Below are 18,664 nucleotides of genomic sequence, written 5' to 3'. Positions count from 1 at the left end.
CCTCGCGCGCGCAGCGCCGCCCGTGTCCACGTCAACCCGACGGGTAGCTCGACGCCCGCATACCGCGGGCGCGCCACGGAGGCCGGTCCGTGCGGCGGGTTTCAGGCCCGCCGCAGCTCGACAACCAGCGCGCGCGTCACCGGGTCATCGGCTTCCGCCTCGCCGCGAACCACCGGCAACAGGCGGTTGGCGATCTGCTTGCCCAGCTCGACACCGAACTGGTCGAAGGCGTTGATGTCCCACACCACCGACTGCAGGTAGACGCTGTGCTCGTACATCGAGACGAGCGCGCCCAGCGAGTGCGGGGTCAGCGCGTCGAGCAGCAGCATCGTGCCGGGCCGCCCGCCGGGATAGGCGCGGTGCGGATCCTCGCTGTCCTGCCCGTTCGCGAAGGCCTCGCCCTGGGCGAGCAGGTTCGACAGCAGGGCCTGGTGGTTGCCCGCATACGGTGCATCGGCCTGCGCGACGCCGATGAAGTCGCAGGGCACGCGCAGGGTTCCCTGGTGCAGCGCCTGGAAGAAGCTGTGCTGGGTGTCGGTGCCGGGCCCGCCCCACCACACCGGCACCGTGTCGACGCCGACCGGAGAGCCATCGCGGCGCACGGATTTGCCCAGGCTCTCCATCACCAGCTGCTGCAGGTAGTTGGGCAGCAGGCGCAGCCGCTCGTCGTAGGGCAGCACGGCGTGGCTCGCGAGCCCCAGCGCGTTGCGGTTCCACACCGCCACCAGCGCGTGCCAGGCGGCCAGGTTGCTTCGCGGGGGCTCATGCAGCACGTGCGCGTCCATCTCGGCCGCGCCGGCGAGCAGTGCCTCGAAGCCGTCCATGCCGATGGCCAGCGCGATCGGCAGGCCGACCGTCGACCACATCGAGTAGCGCCCGCCCACCCAGTCCCACATCGGCAGGATGCGCTCGGCCGGAACGCCGTAGCCGGCGGCGCGCTGCTCGTTGGAGGTGATCGCGAACAGGCGCGCGTCGTCGCCGAGCCAGTCGCGCAGGATCGCGCCGTTGAGCAGCGTCTCCTGCGTGCCGAAGCTCTTGGAGATCAGCAGCGCCGCGGTGCGCGCCGGGTCGAGGCCCGCCAGGACGCGTTGCGCGGCATGGCCGTCGACGTTCGACAGGAAGTGGACGCGGAACTCCCCGCCCGATACCGGCGCGAGCGCGTCCACCGCCAGGCGCGGCCCGAGGTCCGAGCCGCCGATGCCGACGCTGACGACGTCACGCACGCCCAGCGCACGCAGTCCTTCGATGACGCCTCGCATCGCGTCGCGGCCTTCCCGCGCCTGGGCGTGGGCCGCGCGGGCCGCGGCGGCGTCGACCAGTGCACCGCGCAACGCGGTATGCAGCGCGGGGCGATCCTCGGTGCCGTTGACGTGTTCGCCGGAGAACAGCGCCTGCAGGCGGCCCTGGAAGTCGCATTCGCCTGCCAGCCCGAACAGCGCGTCGAGTGCCGCGCGGTCCAGGCGCTGGCGCGCGAAGCTCGCGTGGATGGGCCCGACGCGAAGCGCGAAATCCCGCACGCGGTCGGCGTCGGCACTGACGAGTTCGCGGAGGGGAACGTCGGAAATGCGCGCGGCGGCGGCGCGCAGGGCGGCGATGCGATGGGCAGGCGTCATGCGTGGATCATCGGCGAAGTGGCGCGTGGATGCGCGCCACTGTGCCGTCGCCGGCTGCAAAGCCGGGTGATCGCGGCGACGATGCGCCGCTTCAGGCCGCCTGTGCGGGGATCGAATGGTTCGTGTGCGTCAGGCGGTTGTCGCGATCGACGTAGACGCAGACGGGCTTGAACTTCGCGGCTTCGGCTTCGTCGCACTGGCCATAGGCCGCGATGATGACCAGATCGCCCGGCTGCGCCAGGTGCGCCGCCGCGCCGTTGACCGAGATGATCCCGCTGCCCTCGTCCGCGCGGATCGCATAGGTCACGAAGCGCGTGCCCTGGTTGACGTTCCAGATGTGGATCTGCTCGTACTCGCGGATGCCCGAGATGTCCAGCAGGCGCCCGTCGATCGCGCAGGAGCCTTCGTAGTGCAGCTCGGCATGGGTGACGGTGGCACGGTGGATCTTGGCCTTGAGCATGTTCAGGAGCATGGCGGCGCACTCGACCCGCGGGCTGCGGGCGTGGACGCGCAAAGTCTAGCAGCGCATGGCGCGCTGCAACATGCAGCCGTTCAGCCGGCTTTGGGCGCGTCGGTGGGGCGGTCGAACTCCAGGTTGTCGATCAGCCGCGTGCGGCCCAGCCGCGCGGCGACCAGCGCCACCAGCCGCCCGTCGGCGGGTCCGGGCTCGCGCAGGTCCGGGCGGCGCAGCGCGGCGTAGTCGACCTCGAAGCCCGCGGCCCGCAGCCGCGCCGCGGCGGCCGCTTCGGCCTCGGCGACGGACGCCCCGGCCAGTACGCGCTCGCGCATGTCCAGCAGGCTGCGATGGATCTCCGGCGCCACGGCACGCTCGGCCGGCGACAGGTACTGGTTGCGCGAGCTCAGCGCCAAGCCGTCCTCGTCGCGCCGGGTCGGCCCGGCCACGATCTCCACCGGGAAGGAAAGCTCGGCGGCGAGGTAGCGGATGACCGCGAGCTGCTGGTAGTCCTTGAGCCCGAATACCGCCACGTCCGGCTGGACCTGCAGGAACAGGCGCGCGACCACCGTCGCCACGCCGTCGAAGTGCCCCGGCCGGTGCGCGCCCTCGAGCACGCCGGTGATCCCGGGCACACGGATCTGCACGGCGGCCTGCGGCCCGAACGGGTACATGGTGTCGACTCCGGGCATCCACAGCAGGTCGCAGCCGGCCTGCTCCAGGCCCGCGGCGTCCTGCGCCGGCGTGCGCGGATAGCGCGCGAAGTCCTCGTTGGGGCCGAACTGGGTGGGGTTGACGAAGACGCTCGCGACCACGCGGTCGGCATGCTCGCGCGCGATGCGCACCAGCGAGAAGTGCCCGGCGTGCAGGTTGCCCATGGTCGGCACGAAGGCCACGCGCTCGCCGGCGCGCTTCCAGGCGCGCACGCGTTCGCGCAGGTCGGTGAGCGCGTCGACGATCCGGGTCATGGCTCAGGCGTAGCCGTGCTCGGCGGCCGGAAACGCGCCTTCGCGCACCTCGCGCACGAAGGCCTCGAATGCGCCCTGCACGCTGCCGCCATCGGCCAGGAAGTCGCGCACGAAGCGCGGCCGGCGGCCATGACGCAGGCCCAGCATGTCGTGCAGCACCAGCACCTGGCCGTCGCAGTGGGGGCCAGCGCCGATGCCGATGGTCGGGATGCCGACCGTCTCGGTGACACGGCGCGCCAGCTCCATCGGCACGCATTCGAGCACCAGCAGCGAAGCGCCCGCCTCGGCGACGGCCCGCGCGTCGGCGAGCAGACGCTCGCCCGCGGCCTCGCCCCGGCCCTGCACCCGGTAGCCCCCCAGGCGCAGCACGGACTGCGGCGTCAGCCCCAGGTGCGCGCAGACCGGCACTTCGCGCTCCACCAGGTACCGGATGACGTCGAGCTTGAAGCCCGCGCCCTCGAGCTTGACCATCGTGGCGCCCGCGCGCAGGAACAGCGTCGACGCCCGCAAGGCCTCGGCGGGCGTCGCATCGGCCTGGAACGGCAGGTCGGCGACCAGCAGCGCGCGGCGCAGCCCGCGCGCCACGCAGGCGGTGTGGTAGGCGATGTCCTCCGCCGTCACCGGCAGCGTGCTCGAATGCCCCTGCACCACCATGCCCAGCGAATCGCCTACCAGCACCATGTCGACCCCGGCGGCGTCGATGGCGCGCGCGAAGCCCGCGTCGTAGCAGGTGAGCATCGTCAGCCGCCGGCCGTCGCGCTTGGCGTCGAACAGCGCGGGCACGGTGACGGGCGTCGTGGCGGCGTCGGGGCGGTCGGAGTACATGCGACTAGCCTAGCGCCTGGATGTCCGCCGTTTCCATCGACGCCCGCAACGCGCCGACCTCGCCGTGGCCCGGAATACGCAGCGCAGGCGCGATCTCCGCCAGCGGCACGATCACGAAGGCCCGCTCGTGCAGGCGCGGGTGGGGCACGCGCAGGCCCGGCAGGTCGATGCTGTCCTCGCCATAGAGCAGCAGGTCGAGATCGAGCGTGCGCGGGCCCCATCGGAGGGCGGTTTCGCGATCGCGGCCGGCTTCACGCTCCAGGCGCAGCAGTGCCTCCAGAAGCTCCAGCGGCGGCAGCTGCGTGTCCACGGCCGCCACGGCATTGACGTAGTCGTCCTGCGCCACCGGACCCCAGGCGGGCGTGCGGTACAGGGACGAGCGGGCCACGAGCCGGGTGCGCGACAGATGCCCCAGGGCATCGAACGCGCCAGTCACGCGCGCCCGCGCGTCGCCCACGTTGCCACCCAGCCCGACGTAGGCGCGGACCGGCGCGCTCACTCCGGCGCGCCGGCCCGCCGCCGCCTGCGACGGCGGCGCGGCCGGCCGCCCTCGCCGTCGGCATCGTCGTGGCCCGATTCGACCGCCGAGATCGCAGCGTCCGGATGCTGCTGGGCCTCGCGCCAGAACTCGACGTCGGCGGCATGCTCGTCCGACGCGGCCAGGCGCAGGACGAGGAAGTCGAAGGCCGCACGGAAGCGCGGGTGCGAAAGCAGCCGGAAGACGCGGCGTCGCTGCCTCTGCGCGAAGCGCGGCTGCAGCAGCCAGATCTCCTGCATCGGCAGCGAGAAGCGCCGCGGCAGTGCGACCACGTCCATCTGGTGCAGCGTCACGCGGTCGGCCGCGCGCTGCTGTGCCTCGGGCAGGTGCACGCCATCGGCCTGCAGGCGTGCGAGCGCGCGGCAATAGGCGGGCCACAGCAGCAGGGCGAACAGGAAGGCCGGGGACGCGGGCTCGTCCGCCGCGATGCGCGCGTCGGTGTCGCCCAGGCCCTTGAGGACCATGCGCCGCAGCGCCCCGCTGCGGTTGGAACGCAGCGCCGCGGCGGCCTCGGGCAGCAGCACGTCGAGCAGCCCGTAACGCTCCAGGCCCAGGAAGCTCGCCACCGCATGGCCCGACAGGAACAGCTTCAGGCATTCCTCGAACAGGCGCGCCGGCGCGGCCTCGCGCAGCAGCGGCGCCAGCCTCGGGATCGGTTCGGCCGTGGCGGGCTCGATCTCGAAACCGAGCTTCGCGGCAAGCCGCACGGCGCGCAGCATGCGCACCGGATCCTCGCGATAGCGGCGCTCGGGATCGCCGATCAGGCGCATCACCCGCGCCTGCACGTCGGCGAAGCCACCGACGTAGTCGCGGATCGAGAAATCCTCGATCGAGTAGTACAGCGCGTTCGCGGTGAAGTCGCGGCGCACCGCGTCCTCTTCGATGGTGCCGTAGATGTTGTCGCGCACGATGGCTTCGACCTCGTGCGCCTCAAGGTCGTCCTCCGCCTGGTTCGCACGGAACGTCGCGACCTCGATCACCTCGCGGCCGAACACCACGTGCGCGAGCCGGAAGCGGCGGCCGATCAGCCGGCAGTTGCGGAAGAGCTGGCGCACCTGCTCCGGCGTGGCGTCGGTGGCCACGTCGAAGTCCTTGGGATGGCCTCCGATCAGCAGGTCGCGCACGGCGCCGCCGACGAGGTATGCGCCGAAGCCCGCCTCGCGCAGCCGGTAGAGCACGCGCAGCGCATTGGGGCTGATGTCCCGCCGCGAGACATTGTGGGCGTCACGCGGAATGACGGTGGGGGCGACGTGGGATTCGTTGGGCATCGGCCGGCGTTGCGCCGTTTACGTGGGAAGTGGGAAACGCGCCCGTTGCCGCGGGCGCCGAGCCTGCCTATACTAGCAGCGTGCCGGACGGAGCTTCCGGCACCTCCCCTGCTCCCTTCGTCTAGAGGCCTAGGACGTGGCCCTCTCAAGGCTAAAACACGGGTTCGAATCCCGTAGGGAGCGCCATACACGGTCCGGCGCGTCATCCTCGATGCGATAGACCCACCGGCAACCCGTGCAGCGATGCGCGGGTTGTTTCGTTTCAGGCCACGACGCACAACCGCGCCGACCTTCCGGAAAGACCGCCATGCCCTTCGTCGTCACCGAGAACTGCATCAAGTGCAAGTACACGGACTGCGTCGAGGTCTGTCCGGTCGACTGCTTCCGCGAGGGCCCCAACTTCCTGGTGATCGACCCGGACGAGTGCATCGACTGCACGCTCTGCGAGCCGGAGTGCCCGATCAACGCGATCTACCCCGAGGACGACGTCCCCGCGGGCCAGGAGCACTTCATCGCGCTCAATGCCGAACTTGCCAAGGAATGGCCCGCGATCACCGCGCGCAAGGATGCATTGCCCGACGCGAAGGACTGGGAAGGCAAGCCGAACAAGCTGCCGCTGCTCGAGCGCTGAGGACGCGGCCAGGCGGAAACGAAAACGGGCGCCGAAGCGCCCGTTTTGCGTTGCGGCCGAGCGAGGCTCAGCGCGCGAGCGCGGCACGCAGCGCGTCGATCACCCGCTTGGGCGCGTCGCCGGTGGCCGGAAGCCCGCGCGGATCCACCGCCGACACGTACACGCCGCCCGTACCGGGGCTGACGCGGACGAGGAAGCTCGCGCCAGCGTAGTTCACGTCGTACGCGCCCAGCAGCTGCGCGCGGCTGGCGATCGTGAGCCCGTCGATGGTGCCCAGCACTTCGCCGACGCGGCTGTAGACCGCATCGCGCTCGCCAGCCACGGTGAAGCCCAGTGCCGCCTGCGCCGCTGCCGCCGCCTGCTGCGCGCCCGAGGCGGTGACGGAGCCGGCCGACGTGCTGGCGGCGGTGGTCGCGGTGTCGAGTTCCGGCGGTACCTCCAGCGGGCGGCTTTCCGCCGGACCCGCGTACAGCGCGTCGCCGCGGCGGAACCACGAGCAGCCCGAGGTCGCGGCGGCGGCGAGGACGAGCGCGGCGAGCACGGCGCGCGAGGGGAACGACGGTCGGTGCATGGATACTCCGGTGGTCACGCCGCGAGGTGCTCGCGGCAGGCGGTTTCGATCTGCTGGACGACGCCCGCCAGGCGGATGGCGTCGGCCTCGTGCGTGGCCGAGAGCGGAAGCAGCGGCAGCCGCAGGCCCTCGCCGATCCCCATTCGCGCCAGCAGCGCCTTCACGGGGATCGGATTCGGTTCGACACCGAGGAAGTCGTAGAGTTCGCGCAGCCGCGCATCCCAGGCCTCCGCCTGCGCATCCCGCGATCGCGCTAGGTCGCACAGGCGGCGGAATGCGCCGGGCACGACGTTCGATGCCACGGAGATGACACCGTCCGCGCCCTGCAGCATGGCGCGGCAGGCCGTCGGGTCGTCGCCGCTCAGCACCGCGAAGTCGTCGGCACGCAGCGCCAGCAGGGCGCTCATGCGCTCGGGTTCCGGACGGGCTTCCTTGATCGCGACGATGCGCGGGTGCCCGCTGAGGGCGGCCACCGTCTCGGGCAGCATGTCGCAGCCCGTGCGGCCGGGAACGTTGTAGAGGACCACGGGGAGCGCGGCGTCGCTGGCCACGGCGCGGTAATGCGCCACCAGGCCTGCCTGCGTCGGCCGAACGTAGGGCGGCGTCACCACCAGCGCGGCGTCCGCGCCCAGCCGGGCGGCGCGGCGCGTGAGCTCGATGGTCTTGAGCGTGTTGGAGGATCCGGTGCCGGCGATGACCGGGATGCGCCCACCCACCGCTTCCACGGCCGTGCGCAGCAGCAGGTCGTACTCGGGGTCGAGCAGCGCGGCCGCCTCGCCGGTGGAGCCGGCCACGACGATGCCCTGGGTGCCGGCCTCCAGCTGCAGGGCGAGAAGCCGCTGCCAGCCGTCGAGGTCGAGTTCGCCGGACGCGTCAAAGGGCGTCGCCAGCGCGGTGATGCTGCCGCTCGGTCGCAAGGAGGCCTCCGCGGGCGCGGGAAAAAACGGTGGGTCGCGCAGTATGCGCCCGGCGATCGTACTTGCGTCGTAAAATCGGCGGCAAGTCACGGGCCGCCGCGTGGTCCCGCGCGGGTGCCCCGCCCGACCCTCCCTCCGCATCCACGAAGGCGCCACCTTGACCGACACCGCCGCCCGGCCGTCGCCGAACGAGAATTACCTGCTGATCAACGCCTACACCGTGCATCCGGAGTCGCCGCTGCTGATGGTGACGCGCCGGATCGCCGACAGCGGCTGCAACATGGTCGACGCCCGCCTGTCGACGGTCGGCCGCGACGTCTCGGTGACGGCCCTGGCCGTGGGCTCCTGGGATGCGGTGGCCAAGCTCGAGGCGATGCTCACGCGCCTGGAGCGCGAGGAAGGCCTGAAGCTGGTCTGGTACCGCACGGGGCCCAAGCCGGTGCAGTCGAACCTGCTGCCCTACGTGGTCGAGGTCGTCGCCGCCGACAAGCCCGGCATCCTGTTCCAGCTGGCCGACTTCTTCGACCGCCAGGGCATCACCATCGAGACCCTGCACTGCTCGCGCTACCGGGCCATGCAGACCGGCGCGGACATGTTCAGCGCCCAGCTCACCATCGGCGTGCCGTCCAGCATGCACATCGCCGCCCTGCGCGACGACTTCCTCGAATTCTGCGACCACCTGAATCTGGACGCGATCATGGACCCGATGAAGTTCTGATCCGCCGGGATTCGGGACAGCATCGAGGACGTGATGGACATTGGCGACACTCCCCCGGACCTGCCGCTCGCGCTCACCAGCGGGCAGGCGCGGTCCCTGTCGGACTACCGCGGCGGTTGGCTGGTGCTCTACTTCTATCCGAAGGACAGCACGCCCGGCTGCACCACCGAGGGCCTGGACTTCAACGCGCTGCTGCCGGAGTTCGAAGCGCTCGGCGCGAAGGTGCTGGGCGTGTCGAAGGACTCCATCCGCTCGCACAGGAACTTCTGCGCGAAGCAGGGCTTCCGGTTCGACCTCGTGAGCGATGCCGACGGCCGGCTCTGCGATGCCTTCGACGTCGTCAAGCCCAGGAAGCTCTACGGCCGCGAGTACGTGGGCATCGAGCGCAGCACCTTCCTCATCGACCCGGAAGGCCGCGTCGCGCAGGCCTGGCGCGGCGTCAAGGTGCCCGGCCACGCGCAGGCGGTGCTCGATGCCCTCCGCGCGGGAGCCGCCTGACGGCCGAGCCTTCACCGCCCGCCCACCCGGCGCTATGGTGCGCTAGTCCGCGCGCGAGCCGCGCGCCTGCCGGAGTGGGTTGATGACGGGAACCAAGCGGATCTACGTGCTGGACACCAACGTCCTGATGCACGACCCGACCGCGCTCTTCCGTTTCGAGGAACACGACGTCTACCTGCCCATGCAGGTGATCGAGGAGCTCGACCGGGGCAAGAAGGGCACGTCGGAAGCCAGCCGCAACGCCCGCCAGACCAGCCGCTACCTCAACGAGCTGATCCAGGCCGCCGGCGTCGACGCCCTGTCGACCGGCGTGCCGCTGGTGCAGCCGGCCGGCGTGAATCTGCGCGGCCGCCAGATGGTCGGCCGCCTGCGGTTCCAGACCGTCCCCACCTCCTCCGAGGGCCTCTCGCTGGCCTCCGGCGGGCCCGACGACGCCATCCTCGCCGCCGTGCTCTCGCTGCAGAAGCGCGAGCCGGAGGTGCCGGTCGTGCTGGTGTCCAAGGACATCAACATGCGCATCAAGGCCGCGATCGCCGGCCTGGTGAGCGAGGACTACGAGAACGATCGCGCCCTTACCGACCTCGACCTGCTCTACACCGGCGTCACCGCGCTGCCGGAGGACTTCTGGAGCCGCCACGGCAAGGGCCTGCGCTCGTGGACCGAGCGCGGCCGCACCTTCTACGAGATCGCGCGGCAGGACGGCGACGACTGGTACCCGAACCAGTTCCTGCACCTGCCCGGCGACGAGGAGGCCGAGCTGCGCGTGGTCGAGGTGGACGATGCGAAGGTGCGGCTGCAGATCGTCGACGACTTCCGCACTCAGCAGCATTCGGTCTGGGGCATCACCGCGCGCAACCGCGAGCAGAATTTCGCGCTCAACGCGCTGATGAACCCGGAGGTGGACTTCGTCACCCTACTCGGGACCGCCGGCACCGGCAAGACGCTGCTGGCGCTCGCCGCGGGCCTGACGCAGACGATGGACCAGCAGATCTACCGCGAAATCATCATGACCCGCGCCACGGTCAGCGTGGGCGAGGACATCGGCTTCCTGCCCGGCACGGAGGAGGAAAAGATGACGCCCTGGATGGGCGCGCTCACCGACAACCTCGAGGTGCTGACCAGCAACCAGGAGGGCGGCAGCTGGGGGCGCGCGGCGACCAACGACCTCCTCGCCTCGCGCATCAAGATCCGCTCCATGAACTTCATGCGCGGCCGCACCTTCCTCTCGCGCTGGCTGATCCTCGACGAGGCGCAGAACCTCACGCCCAAGCAGATGAAGACGTTGATCACCCGCGCCGGCCCCGGCACGAAGATCGTCTGCCTGGGCAACCTCGAGCAGATCGACACGCCCTACCTCACCGAGACCACGTCGGGCCTCACGTACGTGGTCGACCGCTTCAAGGCCTGGCCGCACAGCGCGCACATCACGCTGCGTCGCGGCGAGCGCTCGCGCCTGGCCGACTTCGCCTCGGACGTGCTCTGACGCGATGGTCCGCAGCGTACTGACCATCGCCGGCTCCGACTCGGGTGGCGGCGCCGGCATCCAGGCCGACCTCAGGACCTTCGCGGCGCACGGGGTGCACGGGCTGAGCGCGATCGCGGCGCTCACGGCACAGCACACCCGTGGCGTCACCGCCGTGCACGTGCCCCCGCCCGACTTCCTGCAGGCGCAGATCGACGCCTGCTTCGACGACTTCGACGTGCGCGTGGTGAAGCTGGGCATGCTCGCCGACGCCGCGGTGATCGGCGTGGTGGCCGACGCCCTCGCGCGCCACGCGCCGCAGGCGGTGGTGCTGGATCCGGTGATGGTCGCGACCTCTGGCGCGCGCCTGCTCGAGCCCGCCGCACTGGACGCGCTGCGCAGCCGTCTGCTGCCGCTGGCTTCGATCGTGACCCCGAACATCCCCGAAGCCGAGCTCCTGGTCGGCCGGCCGATCGCAGGCGCCGACGATGCGGCCGCCGCGGCCGAGGCGCTGCTCGCGCTGGGCGCCGACGCGGCGCTGGTCAAGGGCGGGCACCTGCCGGTGGGCGGCCCGGTCGTCGACCGCCTCCACACCGCGCACGCGACGTGGATCTTCGAGCATGCGCGGCTGCCCGTGGATGCCCATGGCACCGGCTGCACGCTCGCCTCGGCCATCGCCGCGCGCCTGGCGCTCGGCGACGACGTCCAGGCGGCCTGCCGCGCCGCCGGCGACTACGTGCACCGCGCGCTCGAGCGCGCCTATCGGCCGGGACGGGGCGACGTCGTGGTGCTCGACCATTTCGGCGCGGCGCGATGAACATCGACGTGGGCTGGCTGCCGGTCGCACGCGACGGGCACCGGTGGCAGGTGATGTACGCCGCGCCCGCGTCGCCCGAGCGCCTGCTGGTATGGCTTCCCGCACTCGGGGTGCCCGCGCGGCATTACGAGGCCTTCGCGCGGACACTGGCCGCGCGCGGCGTCGCGGTGGTCGTGCACGAGTGGCGGGGGTTCGGCGCGAGCTCCCTGCGCGCCTCGCACGACTGTGACTGGGGCTACCGCGAGCTGCTGGGCATCGACATCCCCGCCACGCGCGAAGCAGCGAAAGCCCGGTTTCCGGCGATGCCCGTCACGCTCGGCGGGCACAGCCTGGGCGGCCAACTGGCCGCGTGCAGCCTCGCGCTGGAGCCTGGCTCGGCGCAGGCGTTGTGGCTGGTCGCCAGCGGCTCACCCTATGCCCGGGCGTTTCCATGGGCCTACCGCCTGTGGCTGCCTGCCGCCTACCGGCTGCTCGCTCTCCTTGCGCGCGCATTCGGGGCCCTGCCCGGCCGCCGCATCGGCTTCGGCGGACGAGAGGCGCGCGGCGTGATCCGCGACTGGAGCCGCACGGCGCTCAGCGGCCGCTACGCCGCGCCGGGCGTCGGCGACGTCGAAGCGCGCATGCGTGCCGTCGACGTTCCGGTCCATGCCGTGCTGCTGTCCCACGACTGGCTCGCGCCGCGCGGCTCGCTGGCCTATCTCCTGGGCAAGCTCGGCAGCCGCGAGCAGCGCGTACGCGTGCTCGATCGCGAAACGCTCGGAGCGCGCCCGGACCATTTCCACTGGATGCGCGCACCGGACGCCGTCGTGCGCGCCCTGCTCGATTAGGTGGGCCTACGGCATCGCCCGGCGATGCCATGCAAGGCGGCGAAACGACGCAGGATACTGGGCTTTGACTGCAAGCCCGCATACCTCGGACGACGCCATGAGGGACCGCGCAGAAGGCCGTTTCGAGCGCTCGTCTGCTGCGCGAGGCGACATGGCGCGCGACGCTGCGAGCGTGTGCCGACGAGACGTGGCGGGCGCGACCGCACGCCGGCCACCCGTGCCGTGCGATGGCATCGAGCATCGAAGCATCGAAGCATCGAAGCATCGAAGCATCGAAGCATCGAAGCATCGAAGCATCGAAGCATCGAAGCATCCGGATACAGCCGATGCCCGTACGGCAGGCAACAAAAAAGGCCGACGGCGTGTGCTCGTCGACCTTCTTCGTAGTGGCGCGCCCGGAAGGATTCGAACCTCCGACCCCCAAGTTCGTAGCCTGGTGCTCTATCCAGCTGAGCTACGGGCGCGTAGTCGGAAAATTATGACTCCGAACCAGCCTGTCGTCAATGCTTTTCCGTTTCGGAACCGCTGCATCACTGCCGCGGTTCCGGACCGCCTCGCGGCGGGTATTGCTGGCGGAGACGGAGGGATTCGAACCCTCGATGGAGCTTTTGACCCCATACTCCCTTAGCAGGGGAGCCCCTTCGGCCTCTCGGGCACGTCTCCGGGATCGCAGTCGCTTACGCGTGCGAGCCGGAGATGGTACCGGCTCGACGTCGCCTCGGCAATCCGTCAGGCCTCGCCGTCGTCGCCCGCTTCGTCGCGGCCTTCGGCGCCCCGCTGGATGCGGTGGTAGATCTCCTCGCGGTGGACCGCGACATCCTTCGGCGCGGTGATGCCGATCCGCACCTGGTTGCCTTTGACGCCAAGCACCGTGACCGAAACCGAATCGCCGATCATCAGGGTTTCGCCCACGCGGCGCGTCAGGATAAGCATTACAACCTCCTCGATCCGGCACACTGCCGGGTGGACGCGATCAAGCCCGCATCGCGTCGGAATATGGACACAAACACTCGCCATGTTAGCGAGCGGCCATGGAACACGCCCGGGACGAAAGTCACGTTCCCGCCGCGCTCCTGCGTTCCCTCACCCACTCGACGACACCCGCCAGGGCGGCAGGCAATGCGGGACTGTCGTCGCCACCTCCCTGCGCCATGTCGGGCCGACCGCCGCCCTTTCCGTTGATCTGTCGCGCCACGTGGCCGAGCAGGTCTCCGGCCTTGACGTGGCCCAGCGCGCTGCCGCCGACACCGGCCACCAGGGCGGCTTTGCCATCCTGGACGCCGGCAAGTACGACAACGGCATCACCCAGCTGTTGCTTTAGCCGGTCGACCGCCTCGCGCAGGGCCTTCGCGTCGAATCCTTCCAGACGGGCCGTGACGATCTTGATGCCGTCGACATCGACCGCGCCCGCTCCGAGATCGGACGTGGCGCCGCTCGCGGCCTTGGCCCGCAGCGATTCCAGCTCGCGCTCCAGGCGGCGCTGGCGTTCCAGCAGACCGCGCAGCTTGTCGGCCACTTCCGCGCGCGGTGCGCCGACCAGCTTCGCGGCCTCGTCCAGGCGCTGCAGCTCGGTGGAGACGAAATCCAGCGCCGCCTGCCCCGTGACCGCCTCGATGCGGCGCACGCCGGCGGACACGCCGCTTTCGGAGAGGATCTTGAAGAAGCCGATGTCACCGGTGCGCGACACGTGCGTGCCGCCGCAGAGCTCGGTGGAAGCCTCGCCCATGCGCAGAACGCGCACGCGATCGCCGTACTTCTCGCCGAACAGCGCGAGCGCGCCGAAGTCGATCGCTTCCTGCATTCCCATGTGGTGGATGTCGACGCCGTGGTTCGCGCGGATCTCGGCGTTGACCTGGCGTTCGATCTCGGCCAGCTCGGCCTGCGTGACCGGCTGGAAATGCGCGAAGTCGAAGCGCAGGCGGTCCGGCGCGACCAGCGAGCCCTTCTGCACCACGTGCTCGCCGAGCACGCGGCGCAGCGCGGCATGCATCAGGTGCGTGGCCGAATGGTTGAGCACGGTGGCGGCGCGGCGCGGCGCGTCCACCGACCCGAGGACGTGGTCGCCCCGTGCGATGCGGCCCGCCTCCAGGCGCCCGACGTGGCCGTGGAACTGCCCGGCGAACTTGAGCGTGTCGCGCACGGCGAAACGCATGCCCTCGCCGCCCAGCTCGCCCGCGTCCCCCACCTGGCCGCCGCTTTCGGCATAGAACGGCGTGCGATCGAGGATGACGACGGCTTCGTCGCCTGCTTCGATCGCATCGACCGGGCGCCCGTCCTTGAGGATGGCCAGCACCTGCAGGCCGCCCTCGACGATCCTGTCGTAGCCGAGGAACTCGGTGGCGGGCAGTTGCGCGGCGAGTTCGGCCGGCAGCGTGGTCGCGTTACCGAACTTGCCGGAGGCACGCGCGGTCTCGCGCTGCTGGTTCATCGCGGCCTCGAAGCCCTCCATGTCGACGGTGAGCCCGCGCTCGCGCGCGATGTCGGCGGTGAGGTCGACCGGGAAGCCGTAGGTGTCGTAGAGGCGGAAGGCGTCGGCGCCGGGAATCACGCCCTGGGCGCGCGAGGCCACGTCGTCGAAGATGCGCATGCCCGACTCGAGCGTCTCGGCGAAGCGCTCCTCCTCGCCGAGCAGCGCCTTCTCGACGAGCTCGCGCCTCGCGGGTAGCTCGGGGTAGGCGTCGCCCATCAGCTCCGACAGCGGCGCAACAAGCTTGTGGAAGAAGGGCCCCTTCTGGCCGAGCTTCCAGCCATGGCGCAGCGCGCGGCGGATGATGCGGCGGAGCACGTAGCCACGCCCTTCGTTGGACGGCAGCACGCCGTCGACGATGAGGAAGGAGCAGGCGCGGATGTGGTCGGCGATGACGCGCAGCGACTTGTTCGACAGATCGTCCGTGCCGGTCGCGGCCGCGGCCTCGCGGATCAGCCGCGCGAACAGGTCGATCTCGTAGTTGCTGTGCACGTGCTGCAGCACGGCGGCCATTCGCTCCAGGCCCATGCCGGTATCCACGCAGGGCGCAGGCAGCGGCACCAGCGTGCCGTCCGGCTGGCGGTCGAACTGCATGAAGACGTTGTTCCAGATCTCGATGTAGCGGTCGCCATCCTCGTCGGGCGAGCCCGGCGGGCCGCCCGGCACGTCGGGGCCGTGGTCGTAGAAGATCTCGGTGCAGGGGCCGCAGGGGCCGGTGTCGGCCATCTGCCAGAAGTTGTCGGAGGCGAACGGCGCACCCTTGTTGTCGCCGATGCGCACGATGCGCTCGGGCGGCAGGCCGATGTCGTTCTTCCAGATGTCGTAGGCCTCGTCGTCCGTGTGGTAGACGGTGACCAGCAGGCGGTCGGGCGACAGCCCCCAGACCTTGGTGAGCAGCTCCCAGGCCCAGGCGATGGCTTCCTTCTTGAAGTAGTCGCCGAAGGACCAGTTGCCCAGCATCTCGAAGAACGTGTGGTGGCGCGCGGTGTAGCCGACCTGGTCGAGGTCGTTGTGCTTGCCGCCGGCCCGCAGGCAGCGCTGCACGTCGGCCGCGCGCACATAGCCGGGCTTCTCGCTGCCGAGGAAGACGTTCTTGAACTGGACCATGCCCGAGTTCGTGAACAGCAGCGTGGGGTCGTTCGCGGGCACGAGCGGCGCCGAGGGCACGATCGTGTGGCCCTTGCTGCGGAAGAACTCGATGAAATCGCTCCGGATTTCGGACGTGGTTTTCATGCGGGATGCGGGGCGTGGGATGGAGGCCGGGCAGCGCGACGGCCGCCGGGCGGCGGTCCTGCGATGCGGGACGGACCGTGAAGAGTAGCAGGCGCGCGCCCCTTCCGGCCGCCCGCGTATGGGACGGTCAGTCGCCGTCGGGCGCCAAACGACTGGCCACGCGCGCGATCTCGCCCGGGAAGCCGCGGCGGACCAGGAAGTCGGCCGCCTTGCGCTCCCGCACGCGCGCGTCGTCGATCCGGGCGAAGCGACGCCGCACGAGGTCGGCCGCGATTTCGGACCAGTCGCCTTCGAACGCGTCCATCGCCGCGTCGCGAAGTTCGGCCGGCAGGTCGTGCGTGGCCAGCTCCGCGCGGATATGCAACGGCCCGTAGCCGGACGCCGCACGCGCACGTACCAGGCTCTCGGCGAAGCGGCGCTCGTCCTGCCAGCCGGCGCTGGCAAGGCGCTCGACCGCCGACTCGACCTCGGCGGCATCTACCCCGCGCGCTACCAGCTTGCGGGTGAGCTCCTTGCGCGAATGCTCGCGGCGGGTCAGCAGGCCGAGCGCACGCTGCATCGCCGTGGCGGGCGGGCGTTCGCGCCGCGCGCGCCGTCCCTTGGCCCCGGGGCCGAAGAGGCTCTCGTAGGGCACGGCCTCGTCTTCGGGCGATGCGCCGTGGGCTGCAGCCTCCGCGGGGTGCTCACCCCTCTCGACGGGGGCACGGGTAGGGCGACCCGGGCCGGGCAAGTGACGGACGTCGTCGCGCCGCTCGCTGCCCGAGCGTGGCGGGTTCGCAGCCGACCGATCTGCCACGCGCGTCCGCCCGCCCGCCCCTGCCGGAGCCGGTCGGAACGCGCTGTTTTCCTCGGCCGGTCGCGGCCGCGATTCCGTAGAGGTCGACGGCAGCAGGTCCGCGAGGCGGACGATCCCCGTCGGCTCCGCGGCATTCCCGCCGGAACGTGCAAACGATCCGGCCCCGGGCTCGTCACCCGGGGCCGGATCGCGATCATGGCGGGAGCGGCGTCCGGCCATGGCCCGGATCAGGCATCCGCCTCGGCTTCGGCGGGGTTGATCTCCTGCGGGACGAACTTCTCGCGCAGGGCCGCTTCCAGCTTCGCAGCCAGCTGCGGGTTCTCCTTGAGGAACTGGCGGGCATTCTCCTTGCCCTGCCCGATGCGCTCGCCGTCCATGCTGTACCAGGCACCCGACTTCTCGACCAGCTTGGCATCCACGCCCATGTCGATGAGCTCGCCCTCGCGCGAGATGCCCTCGCCGTAGAGGATCTCGGTGACGACCTGCTTGAACGGAGGCGCCAGCTTGTTCTTGACGACCTTGATGCGGGTCTGGTTGCCGATGATCTCGTCGCCCTTCTTGATCGAGCCGATGCGGCGGATGTCCAGGCGCACCGAGGCGTAGAACTTCAACGCGTTGCCGCCGGTGGTGGTCTCGGGGCTCTGGCCCGGCATCATGACGCCGATCTTCATGCGCAGCTGGTTGATGAAGATCACCAGCGTATTGCTGCGCTTGATGTTGCCGGTGAGCTTGCGCAGCGCCTGGGACATCAGGCGGGCCTGCAGGCCGGGGAGCTGGTCACCCATCTCGCCCTCGATCTCGGCCTTCGGCGTGAGCGCGGCCACCGAGTCGATGACGACCAGGTCGACGGCGTTCGAGCGCACCAGCATGTCGGCGATCTCGAGCGCCTGCTCGCCCGTATCGGGCTGGCTGAGCAGCAGGTCGTCGACGTTGACGCCCAGCTTGGCGGCGTAGATCGGGTCGAGCGCGTGCTCGGCGTCGATGAAGGCGCAGGTGCCGCCCATCTTCTGGCACTCGGCGATGGCCTGCAGCGTCAGCGTCGTCTTGCCCGAGGATTCCGGGCCGTAGATCTCGACCACACGGCCGCGCGGCAGGCCGCCGATGCCGAGGGCGATGTCGAGCATCAGGGAACCCGTACCGACGACCTCCACGGCCTCCACGGTGCGGTCGCCCATGCGCATGACCGACCCCTTGCCGAACTGCTTGTCGATCTGCCCGAGGGCCGCCGCAAGCGCGCGCTTCTTGTTCTCGTCCATTGATGGGTTCCTGGTGTTCATTGGTGAGATTGGGACTCTAGAGGCCGGACATCGCAAGGCCTGAGACGATGGCATCGGCAGATGAACTGTGCGATGAGCGGCGGCGGAGGACCGTCGGACCGGGCATCGGGCGGATGTGGGAAAAGCCCGTGGCGGGCCTCAGCGGCCGGGGCGCACCAGGCCGCAGTACAGGCCCTCGATGGCGAAGTCCTGCTCCGGGGTGACCTCGATCGGCTCGTAGTCCGGGTTGCGCGGGAGCAGGCGGATGCGGTCCTTGGCGATCTTCAGGAGCTTGACGGTGATCGCGTCGTCGATGCGCGCCACCACGATCTGCCCCGAGCGCGCCTCGTTCGTCCGGTGCACGCCGATGAGGTCGCCGTCGAAGATTCCCTCCTCGCGCATGGAATCGCCCTTCACGCGGAGCAGGTAGTCCGGCGCCGGCGCGAACAGGTTCTTGTCGAGCAGGACCATGTCGTCGGAGCCGATGTCCGCGCCGATCGGCAGGCCGGCAGCGACCTGGCCGAGCACCGGCAGGTGCAGCATGTCGGGCGCGTTGGCGGCAGGGCGACCGGGCGTGGCGACCAGGCGGATGCCGCGCGCCTGTCCGGGTACCCTGCGGATGGCTCCGGCCTGCTCCAGCGCGTGCAGGTGGTACTGGGCGGCACGGACGCTGCTGAAGCCGAAGACCTGGGCGATCTCCGTCTGCGACGGCGGCACGCCGTCGGCCTCGATGCGCTCGGCGATCATTTCGAGGATCGCCTGCTGGGTGTCGGTCAGGCTCATTAGTAGCAATACTACTAACTCC

Annotated in this window: 18 protein-coding genes, 3 tRNA genes and 1 pseudogene; 7 read left to right on the top strand and 15 right to left on the bottom strand. The window is 70.7% G+C overall.

The window, feature by feature from the left end; translation table 11 throughout:
• Positions 1 to 101: 101 nt before the first annotated feature.
• From pgi to pcnB, 6 genes and pseudogenes are all read right to left on the bottom strand, one after another.
• Positions 102 to 1,613, bottom strand: coding sequence for a glucose-6-phosphate isomerase (pgi, locus tag EYQ95_RS16595; RefSeq protein ID WP_132328329.1), 1,512 nt, complete (start codon positions 1,611 to 1,613; stop codon positions 102 to 104).
• A 91-nt stretch (positions 1,614 to 1,704) separates the two neighbouring features.
• On the bottom strand, positions 1,705 to 2,085 hold the full coding sequence (panD, locus tag EYQ95_RS16590) for an aspartate 1-decarboxylase (protein WP_132328327.1): 381 nt from the start codon (positions 2,083 to 2,085) through the stop codon (positions 1,705 to 1,707).
• 80 nt (positions 2,086 to 2,165) lie between these two features.
• Positions 2,166 to 3,026, bottom strand: coding sequence for a pantoate--beta-alanine ligase (gene panC / locus EYQ95_RS16585; protein WP_370451274.1), 861 nt, complete (start codon positions 3,024 to 3,026; stop codon positions 2,166 to 2,168).
• Between the two features lie 12 nt (positions 3,027 to 3,038).
• Complete coding sequence (panB, locus tag EYQ95_RS16580) at positions 3,039 to 3,860, bottom strand: 3-methyl-2-oxobutanoate hydroxymethyltransferase (RefSeq protein WP_132328323.1); 822 nt, start codon at positions 3,858 to 3,860, stop codon at positions 3,039 to 3,041.
• Positions 3,861 to 3,864: 4 nt separating this feature from the next.
• Complete coding sequence (gene folK, locus EYQ95_RS16575; RefSeq protein ID WP_132328321.1) at positions 3,865 to 4,359, bottom strand: 2-amino-4-hydroxy-6-hydroxymethyldihydropteridine diphosphokinase; 495 nt, start codon at positions 4,357 to 4,359, stop codon at positions 3,865 to 3,867.
• A pseudogene (pcnB, locus tag EYQ95_RS16570) lies at positions 4,356 to 5,636 on the bottom strand (polynucleotide adenylyltransferase PcnB); the annotation flags it as partial. The gene folK and the pseudogene pcnB, both read right to left, overlap by 4 nt.
• 140 nt (positions 5,637 to 5,776) lie before the next feature.
• Between pcnB and EYQ95_RS16565 the strand changes: the two are divergent.
• Both EYQ95_RS16565 and fdxA read left to right on the top strand, forming a co-directional pair.
• Positions 5,777 to 5,852, top strand: a tRNA-Glu gene (locus EYQ95_RS16565).
• Positions 5,853 to 5,973: 121 nt separating this feature from the next.
• Entirely contained in the window at positions 5,974 to 6,297 is a 324-nt protein-coding gene (fdxA, locus tag EYQ95_RS16560; protein WP_132328317.1) for a ferredoxin FdxA, read from the top strand.
• A 67-nt stretch (positions 6,298 to 6,364) separates the two neighbouring features.
• Here fdxA and EYQ95_RS16555 read toward each other — a convergent pair whose 3' ends face one another.
• Together EYQ95_RS16555 and dapA are read right to left on the bottom strand one after the other, a co-directional pair.
• Positions 6,365 to 6,868: a hypothetical protein gene (locus tag EYQ95_RS16555; protein WP_132328316.1), complete on the bottom strand. Its 504-nt coding sequence runs from the start codon at positions 6,866 to 6,868 to the stop codon at positions 6,365 to 6,367.
• A gap of 14 nt (positions 6,869 to 6,882) precedes the next feature.
• Positions 6,883 to 7,785 (bottom strand): 4-hydroxy-tetrahydrodipicolinate synthase, encoded by a 903-nt coding sequence (dapA, locus tag EYQ95_RS16550; RefSeq protein ID WP_132328315.1) that lies wholly within the window; start codon positions 7,783 to 7,785, stop codon positions 6,883 to 6,885.
• 157 nt (positions 7,786 to 7,942) lie between these two features.
• On the opposite strand from dapA, the gene EYQ95_RS16545 reads away from it, so the two are divergent.
• From EYQ95_RS16545 to EYQ95_RS16525, 5 genes are all read left to right on the top strand, one after another.
• A complete protein-coding gene (locus tag EYQ95_RS16545) occupies positions 7,943 to 8,503 on the top strand; it encodes a glycine cleavage system protein R (RefSeq protein WP_132328314.1) in 561 nt (186 codons plus the stop codon).
• A gap of 33 nt (positions 8,504 to 8,536) precedes the next feature.
• Positions 8,537 to 9,001: a peroxiredoxin gene (locus EYQ95_RS16540; protein ID WP_132328313.1), complete on the top strand. Its 465-nt coding sequence runs from the start codon at positions 8,537 to 8,539 to the stop codon at positions 8,999 to 9,001.
• Between the two features lie 82 nt (positions 9,002 to 9,083).
• Positions 9,084 to 10,484, top strand: coding sequence for a PhoH family protein (locus EYQ95_RS16535; RefSeq protein WP_132328312.1), 1,401 nt, complete (start codon positions 9,084 to 9,086; stop codon positions 10,482 to 10,484).
• 4 nt (positions 10,485 to 10,488) lie between these two features.
• Entirely contained in the window at positions 10,489 to 11,280 is a 792-nt protein-coding gene (thiD, locus tag EYQ95_RS16530) for a bifunctional hydroxymethylpyrimidine kinase/phosphomethylpyrimidine kinase (RefSeq protein WP_132328311.1), read from the top strand.
• Positions 11,277 to 12,107: an alpha/beta fold hydrolase gene (locus EYQ95_RS16525; protein ID WP_132328310.1), complete on the top strand. Its 831-nt coding sequence runs from the start codon at positions 11,277 to 11,279 to the stop codon at positions 12,105 to 12,107. The genes thiD and EYQ95_RS16525 overlap by 4 nt, the downstream gene beginning before the upstream one ends.
• A gap of 387 nt (positions 12,108 to 12,494) precedes the next feature.
• On the opposite strand, the gene EYQ95_RS16515 is transcribed toward EYQ95_RS16525, so the two are convergent.
• The 7 genes from EYQ95_RS16515 to lexA all read right to left on the bottom strand — a co-directional run bounded on the left by EYQ95_RS16515 (position 12,495) and on the right by lexA (position 18,642).
• Positions 12,495 to 12,571 (bottom strand) — tRNA-Arg (locus tag EYQ95_RS16515).
• 106 nt (positions 12,572 to 12,677) lie between these two features.
• Positions 12,678 to 12,770 (bottom strand) — tRNA-Ser (locus EYQ95_RS16510).
• 66 nt (positions 12,771 to 12,836) lie between these two features.
• Positions 12,837 to 13,040 (bottom strand): carbon storage regulator CsrA, encoded by a 204-nt coding sequence (gene csrA / locus EYQ95_RS16505; protein ID WP_132328309.1) that lies wholly within the window; start codon positions 13,038 to 13,040, stop codon positions 12,837 to 12,839.
• A 121-nt stretch (positions 13,041 to 13,161) separates the two neighbouring features.
• Positions 13,162 to 15,807 carry an alanine--tRNA ligase gene (gene alaS / locus EYQ95_RS16500; protein WP_132328308.1) on the bottom strand — a complete coding sequence of 882 codons (2,646 nt, stop codon included), beginning with the start codon at positions 15,805 to 15,807 and terminating at the stop codon, positions 13,162 to 13,164.
• Between the two features lie 127 nt (positions 15,808 to 15,934).
• Positions 15,935 to 16,366: a regulatory protein RecX gene (locus tag EYQ95_RS16495; protein WP_132328381.1), complete on the bottom strand. Its 432-nt coding sequence runs from the start codon at positions 16,364 to 16,366 to the stop codon at positions 15,935 to 15,937.
• Positions 16,367 to 16,830: 464 nt separating this feature from the next.
• The gene (gene recA, locus EYQ95_RS16490) at positions 16,831 to 17,859 is read right to left on the bottom strand and encodes a recombinase RecA (protein ID WP_132328307.1); all 1,029 of its coding nucleotides are present in this window, start codon (positions 17,857 to 17,859) and stop codon (positions 16,831 to 16,833) included.
• 159 nt (positions 17,860 to 18,018) lie between these two features.
• Positions 18,019 to 18,642, bottom strand: a complete 624-nt coding sequence (gene lexA / locus EYQ95_RS16485; RefSeq protein ID WP_132328306.1) for a transcriptional repressor LexA — start codon at positions 18,640 to 18,642, stop codon at positions 18,019 to 18,021.
• Between the last annotated feature and the right edge of the window lie 22 nt (positions 18,643 to 18,664).

The organism is Lysobacter sp. N42, from assembly GCF_004344885.1.
The sequence above is the reverse complement of the archived record's forward strand: the minus strand, read 5'-3'. Positions and strand labels throughout refer to the sequence as shown.